The following is a 14040-nucleotide window of genomic DNA, read 5'->3' on the forward strand; positions in this document are numbered from 1 at the left end:
ACGGTAACCCAAGGCCTCCCCGCTGTTTTCGCCTCACGCCGCCAAGCCGCCAATCAGCCATTGCCCTCGGTGACATTGCGCGGCGAGTATTCATAGGCAAGCGCATGGCGTAGCGGCCCCTGCGCGGTGCATAGTTGGGCGGATTCCGCGTGCGAGATCTGCAGCACGGCGGAGGCGCAGACTTCGCCATCCGGCAGGACCACCGAATCGACGACTTCACCGACCGCAGGACCGTCCGGGCTGCCGTCGTGGATGCTGGTGCCGGGCGACAGCAATTGTTCTGCCCGGATCAGGTACATCCGGCGCTTTACCGCGCCGAGATAGTGCACGCGTGCCACCACTTCCTGGCCGGTGTAGCAGCCCTTGTTGTAGTCGATGCCACCGATCTGGTCGAGGTTGGCCATCTGCGGCACGAAATGGTCCTGGGTCTCCGGATAGACCACCGGTGTGCCGGAAAAGATATCCGAGATTCGCCATTCGGTATCGCCGCCGGGAACGGGCGCTTCGTCACCGGCGTCTTCGTTGGGCGTGCGCAGGCGGTAGACCGAGAATCTCGGCAGATCGTCCCAGCGCCGCATGAAACTCACGTTCTCGAAGGTCAGCGTACCGAAGGCTTCACGCGGCAGATGAAGCTCGCGGGCGATGCGCGGCAGGCGCTTCTGATCGGCGCCGCCGAGTGCGTAGATCGTGAAGCGGTTCGACACGTCCTCCAGAGTCACCTTGGAGCGCAGCACGAACATCTTGAGGCGGGTGAGCGTCGGCGTCACCAGCGATCCCGGCATTTCAAGATAGATGCCGTGAGGACGAACGAACGCATGAATCACCGCGAGCATGCGGCCCTTGGGACTGTTGAGGCTGGTGATCTGGCCCCGGGTCTCGCTGAGGCGTCGGACATCGTTGCTGAGTTGGCCCTGCAGGAAGGAGACGGCATCATCTCCCGCCACACGAATCAGTCCGAGATCGTGCAGGGGACGGCAGTGAACACGGATATAGTCGAGCATGCCGTTCAAATTTTAACGCCTCCAGGACATCCAAAGACAGGGTTCGAACACGATCTTCGTTGCGGTGTGGTGACGGAATTTGTCAAACTACCGCGCCTTCTCCAGATCGTATCGATGAATTCCGAAAGCAAAAAGGATGCAGGGGACGAGAGCCGCAAGCTCTCGATCATCGTGCAGACGCCTGTCCAGGGACCAGAAGCCGGGATCGAGAAGCCGTCACGTCCCCGTGAAATCGGCGGACGCAAGGACGGGACCGAACCAACACGGTTTGGTGATTGGGAGAAAAAAGGCCGCTGTATCGATTTCTGATCGATACTGTTCAGCGGTTCGCGGGGCATGCGAACCGAATCCAAAAACCTGACGATTCACGTCCCTTACTTCTGGGAGTCGGAATGAGCGCGAAGTCTGCACAGACGAGCCGGCCGCTGTCACCGTTCATGCTCGGGCCTTATTACAAGCCCCAATTGACGTCCATGCTGTCGATCACGCATCGCCTGACGGGCGTTGCCCTGTCGGTCGGTACGATCTTTCTGGTGGCCTGGCTGATGGCTGCTGCCGCCGGCGAACAAAGCTATGCCGCATTCAGCGAATGCGCGTCCGCCTGGTACGGGCAGATCATTCTGATCGGTTTCACCTGGGCGCTGAGCTTCCATCTGTGCAACGGTCTGCGCCACCTGTGGTGGGATCTCGGCCGCGGTTTCGATCTCAAGACCGTCTACGCGACCGGCTATGCCGTCGTCATTGTCTCCATCGTGCTGACAGCCAGCGTCTGGCTCGTCGCCTGTTGTCTCTGAGGGGCCGTCCATGAGCATTCGTTCTCCGCTTTCGCGTGCGCGCGGCCTCGGCAGCGCCAAGGATGGTGTGCAGCACTGGTGGGTGCAGCGTGTCTCCGCCGTGGCCCTGGTACCGCTGGTGATCTGGTTCATGTACAGCGTGGCCGGCATGTCCGATGCGCCCTATCTGGAGTTCGTGTCCTGGGTGCGTCAACCCTGGGTCACGGTGCTGCTGGTGCTGTTCATCGGCACGACGCTGTATCACTCCGCCCTGGGGCTGCAGGTGGTGCTTGAGGACTACGTGTCCGGCGAATTCAAGAAAATCGCCAGCATCATCGCCGTCAAGCTGGCCTGCGCGGTGCTTGCCGTCGCCGCCATCTTCGCCGTTCTGAAAATTGCGTTCGGGAGCATTTGATGTCCGCTTACGAGATCGTTGATCACAAATACGATGTCATCGTTGTCGGCGCCGGCGGCGCCGGGCTTCGCGCCACCGTCGGCCTGTCACAGGCTGGTCTGAAAACCGCCAATATCACCAAGGTGTTCCCGACACGCAGCCACACCGTGGCGGCGCAGGGCGGCATTTCCGCTGCGCTCGCCAACATGGGCGAGGACGACTGGCGCTGGCACATGTACGACACCGTCAAGGGCTCGGACTGGCTCGGCGACCAGGACGCGATCCAGTACATGTGTCGTGAGGCGATTCCGGCGATCATCGAACTCGAACACTGGGGCGTACCGTTTTCGCGTACCGAAGAAGGCAAGGTCTACCAGCGTCCGTTCGGCGGCATGACCACGCACTACGGCGAAGGCACCGCGCAGCGCACCTGTGCCGCGGCCGACCGTACCGGTCACGCCATGCTGCACGCGATGTACCAGCAGTCGCTGAAAGCGCGTGCCGAGTTCTTCGTCGAGTATTTCGCGATCGACCTGCTGACCGACACCGACGGTAGCGTGCATGGCGTGCTCGCCTGGGATCTGTCGACCGGCCAGCTGCACCGTTTCCGTGCGCAGACGGTGATTCTGGCCACCGGCGGCTATGGTCGCGCCTTCTTCTCGGCGACCTCGGCGCATACCTGCACCGGCGACGGTGGCGGCATGGCGCTGCGCGCCGGCATTCCGCTGCAGGACATGGAATTCGTGCAGTTCCACCCGACCGGCATCTACGGTTCCGGCTGTCTGATCACCGAAGGTGCGCGCGGCGAGGGCGGCTATCTCACCAATTCCGAGGGTGAGCGTTTCATGGAGCGCTACGCGCCGAACCGCAAGGATCTGGCCTCACGCGATGTGGTGTCGCGCGCCATGACCATCGAGATCGGCGAAGGGCGCGGCGTCGGTCCGGACAAGGACCACATCCATCTGCACCTCGAACACCTCGGCCCCGAAGTGCTGCACGAGCGCCTGCCGGGCATCTCCGAGACCGCCCGCGTGTTTGCCGGCGTCGATGTGACCAAGGAGCCGATTCCGGTGTTGCCGACGGTGCACTACAACATGGGCGGCGTCCCGGCCAACTTCAACGGTGAAGTGGTGACCTGCACGGACGGTCAGAACGACACCGTGATTCCGGGCCTGATGGCGGTCGGCGAAGCGGCCTGCGTTTCGGTGCACGGCGCCAATCGACTGGGCTCGAACTCGCTGCTGGACCTGGTGGTGTTCGGTCGCGCCGCGGCACTGCATGCGGCCAGGATCGTCAAGCCGGGCGGTGCGCACAAGAACATCTCCAAGGACTCCGAGGAGCGGGCGCTGGCCCGGTTCGACGCGCTGCGTCACTCCAAGGGTTCCACGTCCACCTCGACGATCCGCAGCAACATGCAGCGCACCATGCAGAATCATGCGGCCGTGTTCCGCACCGGTGAGTCGCTGTCCGAAGGCATCGAGAAGCTCAAGGACGTGATCGGCTCGTTCTCGGACGTGAAGCTGGCCGATTCCTCGATGGTCTGGAACTCGGACCTCGTCGAGACGCTGGAGCTGGACAACCTGCTCGGCCAGGCCCTGGTCACGATCAGCTCGGCGGGCAACCGGCTGGAATCGCGCGGCGCACACGCGCGCGAAGACTATCCGGACCGCAACGATGAATCCTGGATGAAGCATTCGCTGGCCTGGCGTACCAGTGCCACGGACGTGAAGATCGATTTCCGGCCGGTGCACATGTACACGCTGGACGATGAAACCGAAGTGGTACCGCCCAAGGCCCGCGTCTACTGATCGAAGGGACCGCGCGCGATGGGGCGAATCCTGCTGCTGCTGGTCGTGCTCGCCGCCGTGCTGGTCGGCGGTTTCGTCGCGCTGCCGTTTCTGAGTCTGTCCAGGCTCAGTGCGGCGATCGAGTCCGGTGACACCGCCAAGCTGGACGCGGTGGTGGACTTTGAAACGCTGCGCCAGAACCTGCGGGCTCAGGCCCGGCGCAGGATCGACGAGCGCAGCGAGGACAAGCCCCTCGGCGCCCTGCGCTCCGTTGTCGCGGGCCGGATCGCCGAGTACAAGCTGGAACAGGCGAGCACGCCCGAGGGCATGATCGAGATGGCCTGTCGCGACAGCGCGTCCGGTGACGCCACACGGGGCTGCCCGCTCGATGGAGAGTTTCTCGGCGCCGCTTTCGAGTCGAGTTCAGAGTTTTCGGCACGCGTCTTGCCCGCCAGTGGCAAACCGTACCGCTTGGTAATGCGACGTCAGGGCCTGCATTGGTCGCTGGTGGACATAGAATCGATGGCCGATGCCGACGAGCACGCGATGTGGCGTGGCGCGGCCGGCCGATACAGCTAGGAGTGGTCATGGCTCAGTTTTCCCTGCCGAAAAATTCCAAGGTTCAGAAGGGCAAGCATTTTCCGGCACCCGAGGGCGCCACGAATGTGCGCAGCTTCAAGATCTACCGCTATGACCCGGACAGCGGCAGCAATCCCACGGTCGATGTCTACGATATCGATATGGATGCCTGCGGCCCGATGGTTCTCGATGCCCTGATCAAGATCAAGAACGAGATCGACGCCACACTGACCTTCCGCCGCTCCTGCCGCGAGGGCATCTGTGGTTCCTGTGCGATGAACATCGACGGCACCAACACCCTGGCCTGTCTGAAGGGCTGCGACGAGGTCAAGGGCGAAGTCGCGATCTATCCGCTGCCGCACATGCCGGTGATCAAGGACCTGGTGCCGGACATGACGCACTTCTATGCGCAGTACGAATCGATCGAGCCCTGGCTCAAGACCGACACCCCGGCGCCGACGCGCGAGCGCCTGCAGACCAAGGAAGATCGCGAACTGCTGGATGGTCTCTACGAGTGCATACTCTGTGCCTGTTGCTCGACCAGCTGCCCGAGCTACTGGTGGAACGGTGATCGCTATCTCGGCCCGGCGATACTGCTGCAGGCCTACCGCTGGCTGGTGGACTCGCGTGACGAGGCCACCGGCGAACGGCTCGATCAGCTCGAGGATCCGTTCAAGCTGTATCGCTGCCACACGATCATGAACTGCGCCAAGACCTGCCCCAAGGGTCTGAACCCGGCGCGCGCGATCGCCGAAACCAAGAAGATGCTGGTCGAGCGTCGCGGCTGAGATTGCTGGGACGCCTTTGAAGAGCGCTGTACTCGCGCAGAGACGCGAAGGCGCAAGGATAGGCTTGCAGACCCAATAAGCTCTTGATGTTCCTTGCGCCTTCGCGTCTCTGCGCGAGCCCATAAGTTGTGTGGCTACCGACTCTTGCGCTGCTTGATGCGTATGCGGATCGCTTTCTGCCCGGTGGCACCCACCGTCTGCACGTCCACCTCCAAAACCCCCAGCGCCTTGGCGAGTTCGCCGAGCTTCTTGTAGCCATAGTTGCGCGGGTCGAAGTCCGGCGCCTGGTTGGCGATATGGCTGCCCACGGCACCCAGCGTCGCCCAGCCTTCGTCATCACCGTTGGCATCCAGCGCGTCGCGGAACAGGCGGACCAGGCGCGCGTCGCGCTTGAGCGAGGCGCTGTCCTTGCGCTTGGGTTGCGCGTCCTGATCGTCGTCGTCCAGTTCTGGCGCGGACAGCACGTCCACGTAGATGAACTTGTCGCAGGCCGAGACGAAGGCCGTCGGCGTCTTGCGCTCGCCGAAGCCGTAGACCGTGAGTCCTGCTTCCCGGATCCGCGAGGCGAGGCGCGTGAAGTCGCTGTCGCTGGAGATCAGGCAGAAACCGTCGAAGCGGTCGGTGTAGAGCAGGTCCATGGCGTCGATGATCATCGCGCTGTCCGTGGCGTTCTTGCCGACGGTATAGCGGAACTGCTGGATCGGCTGGATCGCATGCACCGCGAGCCCGTCCTTCCATCCACGCAGATTCGGCAGCGTCCAGTCGCCGTAGATGCGCTTGACGCTGGCCAGGCCGTACTTGGCGATTTCGGCCAGCAGACGCTCGATCAATGAAGGCTGGGCATTGTCGGCATCGATCAGGACGGCGAGGCGGGCTTGCTGTGTTTGCGTGTTGTTCATCGCAGCTTCCGGCTGGGCGCGTACAGCCGGGCCGGGACGACGGGCTGCTATGATTCGCGCTCTTGTTTGACGACCCGGACACTATGCACGAATCGCAGATTCGCTGGCGCCTGCGGCGCGGCATGAAGGAGCTGGACGTGCTGCTGACACGCTGGTTCGACAACCAATGGTCGCAGGCCCGGGCCAGCGAGCGTGCGGCGTTCGTCGATCTTCTGGCCTGTGAGGATCCCGACATCTGGTCCTGGCTGATGGGGTATTCGCAACCGCCGCAGGGGCCTCTGGCCGATGCCATCGCCGGGCTTCGCCGATAGCCTGGAACTGCGTCCAGGGCGCTCGGCCGGACTTCATCGCTTTTTGTGGGTGCTGCACGCACTGGCGCTGATGATTCTGCCGCTGGCGATGCAGCGCGGTCCGGCGATGCTGGTTGTGGCCGGCGCGATTGGCGCCTCGTGGTGGTTGAGTCGCCGTCACCCGGCCTTCGGTGCCGGACCTCGGGCCCTGGTCCGCATGATCTGGCACCCCGATGGCCGCTGGACCGTGTACGCCGCAGCTGACCGGCATGACGGGGTGCGCTTGCGCGGTGACAGCCTGATTCGCGGACCGTTGCTGATCCTGCGTTTCGAGGACGCCGAATCGCACTGCTGTCTGGGAACACGCATTCTGCTCGGCGACGAGTTGCCGCCGGAACAACTGCGGCGCCTGCACGCGCGCCTGTCCGTGGTCTAGTGCGAAACGATCGGCTCAGCCGTGCTTGAGGATGCGACCTTTCTCGCGGGCCCAGTCGCGCTCCTTCACGTCCGCGCGCTTGTCGTGCTGTTTCTTGCCCTTGGCCAGACCGATCTGCAATTTGGCGCGGCCGCGCGTCCAGTGCATGTCCAGCGGCACCAGCGTATAGCCGGCACGCTCGACCTTGCCCATCAGCTTGGACAGCTCATGATCGTGCAGCAGCAGCTTGCGGCTGCGTGTGGCATCCGTCACCACATGGGTCGAGGCTGACAGCAGGGGCGTGATGTGCGCGCCCACCAGCAGCGCCTCGCCGTTGCGGATGATCACGTAGGCTTCGGCGATCTGTCCGCGACCGTCGCGCAGGCTCTTGACCTCCCAGCCCTGCAGCGAGAGTCCGGCCTCGTATTGCTCTTCGATGAAATACTCGTGGCGCGCACGGCGATTGACGACGATCTGCCGTTCGCCCGCGTCCTTGGTCTTTTGGCTCATCGAAAAATTATATGCTTACCGGCGGGTGGCGTGAGGCATCGTCGGTAGGGATGCCCCCGATCGGCCGTGGATCGGCCCGCCCAAAACTCAAGACGCCGCCAACAATCAAAGATTCCAGAGTGCCCATCCGCGAAAGCATCTACGGTTACTGGTCGTCACCGCGTGCCTTTGTATGGGTCTGCGCCGGCGCGACGATCGGGATCGGAAACATGGCGAGGCTGCCCTGGCTGGCGGGTCAGTACGGCGGCGGCGCGTTCCTGATCGCCTACCTGCTGGCGCTGTGCCTGATCGCGCTGCCGATGCTGATCGCCGAATGGCTGGTGGGGCGCTGGACGCGCCCCGATCTGCTCAGCGGTTTCGAACGCCTGGCGCAGGATGCCGGCGGTATGCGCCGGGGCTGGAAGCCGCTCGCGGTGCTGGCCCTGCTCAGCGCGCTGCTCACACTGGCGTACTACAGCGTGGTGGCGGGTTGGAGCGTCGGCTACATCTTTCGCGCCGCCAGCGGTGAACTGCTGGCCGTCGATGCAGGGCATAGCCGCGACGTGTTTCTTGGACTGGTGCGAGATCCAGAGCGCAGTCTGGCCTGGCATACGATCTTTCAGCTGGCGGCCTGCATCATCGTGTCGCAAGGCTTGCGAGAAGGTCTGGAGCGGGGTGGCCGCTACCTGTTGGGCGCCGCGTTTCTGTTGCTTTTGTGCCTGATGGCCTATGCGGCTCGTCACGGCGATGTCGGAGCGGCACTGCATTACCTGTTCGCCGTGGATTTTTCCCGGCTTGGTTGGCGCGGCGCGATGGAAGCCATGCAGCAGGCCGTATTCAGCGTGAGCCTCGGGCTCGGCGTGATGCTCGCCTATGGCGGCTACCTGCACAAGGAAACCCGGCTGATGCGCGCCGCGGTGTCGGTGATCGCACTCGATACCTTCTTTGCCCTGGGCGCCGGCGTTGCGATCAACGCTCTGCTGTTCGGCGCCGGCTTGTCGCCGGTATCCGGACTGGCCCTGTTGTTCCAGGCAGTACCCATGGCTTTGCCGGGCATTCCGATGTCGATCATCGTTGCCACCGGCTTCTACATGCTGGTGGTCGCGATCACGCTGGCTTCGGCGATCGCCTTGATGGAGCCGCTGGTGGCCTGGCTGATGATCCGTTATCGCGTACCGCGCACCAGCGCCGCCACTGCCGTGGCCATGGTCGCGTGGTTTCTCGGGATCGGCGCGATGCTGTCGTTCGGCGTGCTCGACGATGCACGCCTAGCGGGGCGCAACCCCTTCGAATGGATGCAATGGCTGACGGCGCGGCTGCTGATACCGGTGGGTGTCCTGCTGAGCTGCATCGCCGTTGGCCGTGTGCTGCCGCTGCATGTGATCGAAGCGGGCTGGGGCAGCGAGCGACTGACGATGTTCCGGGTCTGGCGGCAGCTGCTGCGCTTCCCGGCACGGATCGGTCTGGCGGCCTTGCTGCTCTACACCCTGGGGCTGCTGGACCGGTTGGAGCAACTCTGGTGAGCACGGCGTCTTCGACGCGCGCGGGTGCGCCGCTCTCCATCGAAGTGGTCTACGCCTTGCCCCAGGCCTGCTTCGTGCGCCAGCTGAGCCTGCCGCGTGGATCGCGCATCGAAGATGCGATCACGGCTTCGGGCGTCTGCGTGGAATATCCGGAAATCAATGCCGGGCATCCCGATGTCGGCATCTGGGGACGACGAACGGGGCCCGACGAATTGCTGAGCGATGGTGACCGCGTGGAGATCTACCGGCCGCTGCTGATCGACCCGAAGCAGGCGCGCCGCGAACGGGCGCGCAAGGCGAAGTCCGGCCGCTGAGGCGTCTTACTGTCCTTCAGGCGTCAGGATCACGCCAGTCTCGCGCGACTCGGTCTGCTGCTTGTCCTTCTTTTCCTGTTGCAGGATGGTTTCGACGTCCGGGTTTTCCAGCGCCTTGTCCTTGCCGTTGGGATCGGCGGTGCCTTCCATCTGCGCCAGCAGCTCGCCCTCGAAATGCAGCGTTACGATTCGCTTGGAGACATCGCCACGCGGGCTCTTGTAGTAACCGAGGTAATTCCAGCGATCATCACGGAACGGATCGGTCGCGATCGGCGAGCCGAGCAGATACTCGACCTGCTCGCGATTCATGCCGAGGCGCAGCTGGTCGAGCTGCTTTTGTTCGATGACATTGCCCTGGCGGGTCGGCAGTTTGTAGACGATCTGGCACCCGGAAATCAGGGCGGCCGCCGACAGGACAATCAGAAGAAGGCGCATGGACGTTGCTGATGGGAAAGACCATGCAATAATAACCCATCGACGCATCACAAAGACCCAGGCCATGGAATCCCAAGACATACGCAACGCCGGCCTCAAGGTCACGCTGCCGCGACTCAAGATCATTGAAATGCTTGAGCGAAGCCCCACGCGGCACCTTTCGGCGGAAGACATTTACAGGATGCTGATCGACTCCGGTGAGGAGATCGGTCTGGCGACGGTGTATCGCGTGCTGACGCAGTTCGAGACGGCCGGTCTGGTCGTGCGCCATCATTTCGAGGGCGGCCATGCGGTATTCGAGCTGGCCAGCGGCAACCATCACGATCACATGGTCTGCATGGATACCGGCAAGGTCATCGAGTTCTACAGCGAAGAGATCGAGAAGCTCCAGCATCTCATCGCGGAGAAGCACGGCTATCTGATCGAGGATCACAACCTGGTGCTGTACGTGCGGCCCAGGCCGAAGATCGTCTGAGACTCCGAAACGACCGGCAGCGGCCGCTCGTTTTCGTTTTCCATTGACTCAGCCGGCGGCGCGCGCCAGCAGTTCGCGCGCGTTGGCCAGTACCGGGTCGGTAATCTCGCGACCACCCAGCATGCGTGCCAGTTCCTGAACCCGCGCCGCCTGGTCCAGCGCCGAGACCCGTGTATAGGTCTGACGCCCGTCGACTTCCTTGCGAATCGCGAAGTGGCCGCGTCCCTGTGCCGCGACCTGCGGCAGGTGGGTAACGCACAGGACCTGGTGTCGCGCGCCCAGCGCCTTCAACCGGGCACCCACGATTTCCGCAGTGGCGCCGCCGACGCCGCTGTCGACTTCGTCAAAGATCATGGTCGGTGCGCTCTCGATTTCGCTCGCGGCCACCTGTACCGCGAGGCTGATACGTGAGAGCTCGCCACCGGACGCGATCTTGGCCAAGGGGCGCGGTGGCTGCCCCGGATTGGCCGAGAAGTCGAAGCGGATTTCGTCATCACCATGCACCGCCGGGCGGCTGTTGCCGCGTCCGCTGATGTCGATGACGAAGCGAGCCTGCGACATGCCGAGGTCGCGGGCGATTTCGGTGATCGCGGCGGAAAGCGATTTTGCGGCCTTGAGACGGGCCAGGGTCAGAATGTCGGCGAGCTTGCGATAGCGCTTTTCGGTCGCGGCGCGTTCGGCGTCGATGCGGCCGACCTCGCCCGCGGCGTTTTCGACCGCCGCCAGCTCCAGGGCGAGTCGCTCGCGCAAGGTCGGCAGTTCCGCCGGTCGCACATGATGCTTGCGCGCAAGGTCCTGAATGATTTCAAGGCGACTCTCGACTGCGCTCAGGCGCGCCGGGTCAAGCTCCAGACGGTCGAGCGCGCGGCGCAGATTGGACGCGGCCTCGTCGATCTGGATGCCGGCCGCCGCGAGCATTTCGGCGGCTTCGGCGAATGCCGGCAGCTGCTCGGCGTGGGCTTCCAGCAAGCCGGTGATCGTCGCCAGACGGTCGCCGAGGGTGTCTTCGCCGCCATTGAGCGCATCGCAGGCCTGCGCTCCGTCCTGCAACAGTTCGCCAGCGTGCGACAGCGTGCGATGCTCGGCGTCGAGCTGCGCGATTTCGTCCTCCTTCAGATCGAGCGCTTCGAGTTCATCGAGTTGATGACGCAGGTAGCCGGCTCGCGTCGGGTCCTGACGACCCTGATCGAGCGCCGCGGCGAGTTCGCGTTCCAGGCGCGCATGCGTCGTGGCGGCTTCGGACACCGCCCGGGTCTGCTCGTGAAGGCGGCCATAGTCGTCGAGCAATGCCCGTTGTGCGTCGCTGCGTACCAGCTTCTGGTGTTCGTGCTGGCCGTGAATTTCGATCAGGAACTCACCCAGCTCGCGCAGGCTGCCGACCGGAACCGGCGAGCCGTTGACGAAGGCGCGGGTGCGTCCTTCGGCCGAAACCAGGCGGCGCAGCAGTACGGTGTCCGGCGAATCGGAATCGCTCAGCGAATGCTGTTCGAGCCAGGCACCGGCACCGCCGGCGGCATCCACGGAAAACTCGGCACTGAGTTCAGCCTGCGCGGCGCCGGCGCGCACCATCGCACTGTCGGCGCGGTCTCCCAGCAACAGGCCGAGTGCATCGATCAGGATCGACTTGCCGGCGCCGGTTTCGCCCGTCAGCACGGTGAAGCCGGAGCCGAATTCGAGTTCCAGCGTATCGATGATGGCAAAATCGCGGATGGACAGGTGCCGCAGCATACGGACGGTCAGGTTCGGGGGCAGTCGGGTTCAGGAGCGCTCGCGGCCCCAATGCAACTTGGAGCGCAGGATATTGAAGTAACTGTAGCCGCGTGGGTGGATCAGCTGCAGGCTGCAGTCGGCGCGGCTGATCTCGATGATCTCGCCGGGCCGCACCGTGGCATTGACCTGACCGTCCATGGTGCAGGTCGCGTCGTGGGTGCCGCCACCGGACAGTGCCAGCCGCACCGGTCGGTCGGTACTGACCACGATCGGGCGGTCGGACAGGGTATGCGGGCAGATCGGCACCAGTGCCCAGGCTTCGATGCCGGGATGCAGCACCGGACCGCCGCCGGACAGCGCGTAGGCGGTGGAACCGGTGGGCGTCGAGACAATGAAACCGTCGGCGCGATGCAGCGAGATGAACTCCTCGCCGTGCCAGGTCTCGAACTCGATCATGCGGATCGCCGCCTGATTGCGCAGCACTACATCATTGAGCGCCAGGAACGGTCCGGCGCCGCCTTCGTCCCGCAGAATGCGCGCCGACAGCAGACTGCGGGTCTCGCGCACGTAGTCGCCGTCGAGGATCGAATCCACGGTTTCGGTCATTTGCAGCGGGTTCACGTCGACCATGAAGCCGAGCCGCCCCTGGTTGACGCCCAGCAGCGGAACACCGGCCGGTGCCAGATCACGCCCGGCGTTGAGCAGAGTGCCGTCGCCGCCGACCACGATCACCAGATTGCAGCGTTCGGCCAGCTCCCTGCGCGGCGCGGTGGCATCGGCGGCCATGCCATGCAGTTCGTCATCGAGCAGCACGCTGTGGCCGCGTTGACGCAGGTGCGCGACCAGCAGCGCCGCGGTCTGCGCCGCGGCAGGGTCGTCCTGCTTGCCGATGATTCCCAATGTCCCGAACTGCGACATGATCCCTTCGTGCTTTTCTGGATTGATGTGCTGCGCGCCGACGTCGATGCGCGTCCGCCGCAGACGCGCGGACATTAACATGGGCCCATCACGATGCGGCAGACCGGTCCGCGCCGGCCGGCGCGCGCAGCGGTGCTGCGACGATGCTTGACCCCCGGCCGGGCTAGGGATAGTTTCGATTCAGGGGCCTATGCTGACAACATGACGATCGATGCTTGAATCCCGAGCCGCAGAGCTCCTGAAATTGCTCGTCGAGCGCTACATTCAGGACGGACAGCCCGTTGCCTCGCGTACCTTGTCGCGCGCGGGTGGCCTGAACCTGTCGCCGGCCACGATCCGCAACGTGATGGCGGACCTTGACGACCTTGGATTCGTCTCTTCGCCGCACACCTCGGCAGGCCGTGTGCCGACACAGCGGGGCTACCGCTATTTCGTGGACAGCCTGCTGGAGCCGGAAGGGCTGGCGGACGAGCAGCAGCAGCAGATCGTGCGTGAACTGCTCGACCGAGCGGAGAACACCGAGGAATTGCTGCAGACAACCTCGTCGGTGTTGTCGTCGCTGTCCCGCATGGCGGGCGTTGTCACCACGCCGCGTCGGAACATCGCGGTGCTGCGACGTATCGATTTCCTGCCGCTGTCGGAGCGCCGGGTGCTGGCGATTCTGGTCGTCAACCAGCGCGATGTGCAGAACCGGGTCGTGTCGGTGGACCGCGATTATTCCGCGCGCGAACTCGAAGTGCTCGCCAACGCCATCAACCAGCACTACGCCGGATGCGATCTGCTGGTGCTGCGCCAGCAATTGGTCGATGAGGTTTCGGCGACCCAGCGCGAGGTCAACGACACCTTGCGCAGCGCGCTGGAAATGACGGAACGGGCGCTCGGCCACCCCGACCCCCAGCAGGATTACGTGGTCGCCGGCGGTTCCAATCTGTTCTCGTTCCAGGAACTGGGCGATGTCAGCCGCCTGCGCAAGCTGTTCGATGCGCTTGATCACAAGCGCGATCTGCTGAGTCTGTTCGACCAATGCCTGCAGGCCGAGGGCATGCAGATCTTCATCGGCGAGGAATCCGGCTATCGCGTGCTCGACGAGTGCAGCGTGGTCACGGCGCCATACCACCTTCAGGGCGAGGTTGCCGGCGTGCTTGCCGTGGTCGGCCCCACGCGTATGGCCTACTCGCGCATCATTCCACTGGTGCGCGCCACCGCACGCGCCCTGGGGCATTCGCTCGCCGACGAATGAGCCGTGTTGC

General features: G+C 64.1%; 18 protein-coding genes. 12 read left to right on the plus strand and 6 right to left on the minus strand.

Features of this window, described 5'->3' with window-relative positions:
- Window positions 1-53 precede the first annotated feature (53 nt).
- Window positions 54-833: a CAF17-like 4Fe-4S cluster assembly/insertion protein YgfZ gene (ygfZ, locus tag RM530_RS14835; RefSeq protein ID WP_311366036.1), complete on the minus strand. Its 780-nt coding sequence runs from the start codon at window positions 831-833 to the stop codon at window positions 54-56.
- Between the two features lie 282 nt (window positions 834-1115).
- Here ygfZ and RM530_RS19050 point away from each other — a divergent pair, with 282 nt between their 5' ends.
- From RM530_RS19050 to RM530_RS14865, 6 genes are all read left to right on the plus strand, one after another.
- A complete protein-coding gene (locus RM530_RS19050) occupies window positions 1116-1310 on the plus strand; it encodes a DUF1674 domain-containing protein (protein ID WP_432276106.1) in 195 nt (64 codons plus the stop codon).
- A gap of 83 nt (window positions 1311-1393) precedes the next feature.
- On the plus strand, window positions 1394-1795 hold the full coding sequence (gene sdhC / locus RM530_RS14845; protein ID WP_311366038.1) for a succinate dehydrogenase, cytochrome b556 subunit: 402 nt from the start codon (window positions 1394-1396) through the stop codon (window positions 1793-1795).
- A gap of 10 nt (window positions 1796-1805) precedes the next feature.
- Window positions 1806-2189, plus strand: a complete 384-nt coding sequence (gene sdhD, locus RM530_RS14850; RefSeq protein ID WP_311366039.1) for a succinate dehydrogenase, hydrophobic membrane anchor protein — start codon at window positions 1806-1808, stop codon at window positions 2187-2189.
- Window positions 2189-3976 (plus strand): succinate dehydrogenase flavoprotein subunit, encoded by a 1788-nt coding sequence (gene sdhA / locus RM530_RS14855; protein ID WP_311366040.1) that lies wholly within the window; start codon window positions 2189-2191, stop codon window positions 3974-3976. Before sdhD ends, sdhA begins: the two co-directional genes overlap by 1 nt.
- Before the next feature lie 18 nt (window positions 3977-3994).
- A complete protein-coding gene (locus tag RM530_RS14860) occupies window positions 3995-4534 on the plus strand; it encodes a DUF2939 domain-containing protein (RefSeq protein ID WP_311366041.1) in 540 nt (179 codons plus the stop codon).
- Window positions 4535-4542: 8 nt separating this feature from the next.
- Window positions 4543-5322: a succinate dehydrogenase iron-sulfur subunit gene (locus RM530_RS14865; RefSeq protein ID WP_349256256.1), complete on the plus strand. Its 780-nt coding sequence runs from the start codon at window positions 4543-4545 to the stop codon at window positions 5320-5322.
- Window positions 5323-5456: 134 nt separating this feature from the next.
- On the opposite strand, the gene RM530_RS14870 is transcribed toward RM530_RS14865, so the two are convergent.
- The gene (locus RM530_RS14870; RefSeq protein ID WP_311366042.1) at window positions 5457-6221 is read right to left on the minus strand and encodes an NYN domain-containing protein; all 765 of its coding nucleotides are present in this window, start codon (window positions 6219-6221) and stop codon (window positions 5457-5459) included.
- An 83-nt stretch (window positions 6222-6304) separates the two neighbouring features.
- On the opposite strand from RM530_RS14870, the gene RM530_RS14875 reads away from it, so the two are divergent.
- Window positions 6305-6532: an FAD assembly factor SdhE gene (locus tag RM530_RS14875; protein WP_311366043.1), complete on the plus strand. Its 228-nt coding sequence runs from the start codon at window positions 6305-6307 to the stop codon at window positions 6530-6532.
- Window positions 6507-6947, plus strand: a complete 441-nt coding sequence (locus RM530_RS14880; protein WP_311366044.1) for a hypothetical protein — start codon at window positions 6507-6509, stop codon at window positions 6945-6947. The genes RM530_RS14875 and RM530_RS14880 overlap by 26 nt, the downstream gene beginning before the upstream one ends.
- Window positions 6948-6962: 15 nt before the next feature.
- Here the strand turns inward: RM530_RS14880 and smpB are convergent, their stop codons facing one another.
- Window positions 6963-7436, minus strand: a complete 474-nt coding sequence (gene smpB / locus RM530_RS14885) for an SsrA-binding protein SmpB (protein WP_311366045.1) — start codon at window positions 7434-7436, stop codon at window positions 6963-6965.
- Window positions 7437-7555: 119 nt separating this feature from the next.
- On the opposite strand from smpB, the gene RM530_RS14890 reads away from it, so the two are divergent.
- Window positions 7556-8938, plus strand: coding sequence for a sodium-dependent transporter (locus RM530_RS14890; protein WP_311366046.1), 1383 nt, complete (start codon window positions 7556-7558; stop codon window positions 8936-8938).
- Window positions 8935-9252, plus strand: a complete 318-nt coding sequence (locus RM530_RS14895) for an RnfH family protein (protein ID WP_311366047.1) — start codon at window positions 8935-8937, stop codon at window positions 9250-9252. The genes RM530_RS14890 and RM530_RS14895 overlap by 4 nt, the downstream gene beginning before the upstream one ends.
- A gap of 6 nt (window positions 9253-9258) precedes the next feature.
- Here the strand turns inward: RM530_RS14895 and RM530_RS14900 are convergent, their stop codons facing one another.
- Window positions 9259-9687: an outer membrane protein assembly factor BamE gene (locus tag RM530_RS14900; protein WP_311366048.1), complete on the minus strand. Its 429-nt coding sequence runs from the start codon at window positions 9685-9687 to the stop codon at window positions 9259-9261.
- A gap of 64 nt (window positions 9688-9751) precedes the next feature.
- Between RM530_RS14900 and fur the strand changes: the two genes are divergently transcribed.
- Window positions 9752-10162, plus strand: a complete 411-nt coding sequence (fur, locus tag RM530_RS14905) for a ferric iron uptake transcriptional regulator (RefSeq protein WP_311366049.1) — start codon at window positions 9752-9754, stop codon at window positions 10160-10162.
- A 48-nt stretch (window positions 10163-10210) separates the two neighbouring features.
- Here the strand turns inward: fur and recN are convergent, their stop codons facing one another.
- Together recN and RM530_RS14915 are read right to left on the minus strand one after the other, a co-directional pair.
- The gene (recN, locus tag RM530_RS14910) at window positions 10211-11890 is read right to left on the minus strand and encodes a DNA repair protein RecN (RefSeq protein ID WP_311366050.1); all 1680 of its coding nucleotides are present in this window, start codon (window positions 11888-11890) and stop codon (window positions 10211-10213) included.
- A gap of 30 nt (window positions 11891-11920) precedes the next feature.
- Window positions 11921-12865, minus strand: coding sequence for an NAD(+) kinase (locus RM530_RS14915; RefSeq protein ID WP_311366051.1), 945 nt, complete (start codon window positions 12863-12865; stop codon window positions 11921-11923).
- 136 nt (window positions 12866-13001) lie between these two features.
- Between RM530_RS14915 and hrcA the strand changes: the two genes are divergently transcribed.
- Window positions 13002-14030 carry a heat-inducible transcriptional repressor HrcA gene (gene hrcA / locus RM530_RS14920; protein WP_311366052.1) on the plus strand — a complete coding sequence of 343 codons (1029 nt, stop codon included), beginning with the start codon at window positions 13002-13004 and terminating at the stop codon, window positions 14028-14030.
- Window positions 14031-14040: the final 10 nt, after the last annotated feature.

Source organism: Banduia mediterranea (assembly GCF_031846245.1).
Classification (GTDB): Bacteria; Pseudomonadota; Gammaproteobacteria; order Nevskiales; family Nevskiaceae; genus Banduia; species Banduia mediterranea.